This window comes from Salifodinibacter halophilus, assembly GCA_012999515.1.
Lineage (GTDB): Bacteria > Pseudomonadota > Gammaproteobacteria > Nevskiales > Salinisphaeraceae > Salifodinibacter > Salifodinibacter halophilus.
The window spans coordinates 1-229 of the sequence record JABEEB010000877.1 but is presented as its reverse complement, the minus strand read 5'-3'; the positions used below and the strand labels follow the sequence as shown (position 1 = coordinate 229).

Genomic DNA, 229 nt, shown 5'->3' with positions numbered 1-229 from the left:
AGGTCCTCTTGCAGGCCCCGATCGGCTCCGCGAGCGACAGCTACGGGCGCAAACCGTTCATCTTCTACGGGCTCCTCCTGCTCGCGCCCGCGACGGCCGTGCAGGGGTTCGTCACCGAGCCCTGGATGATGGTCCTCGCGCGCTTCATTCAGGGGGTGGCTGGTGCGGCCGTCTTCGCACCCGCGCTGGCGCTCGCCGGCGACTACGCTCGCGCGGGCCAATCCGGGAC

At 70.7% G+C, this 229-nt stretch carries 1 protein-coding gene; it reads left to right on the top strand.

What is annotated here, in order from left to right:
• A partial coding sequence (locus HKX41_14055) for an MFS transporter (GenBank protein NNC25257.1) occupies positions 1-229 on the top strand: 229 nt, incomplete at both ends.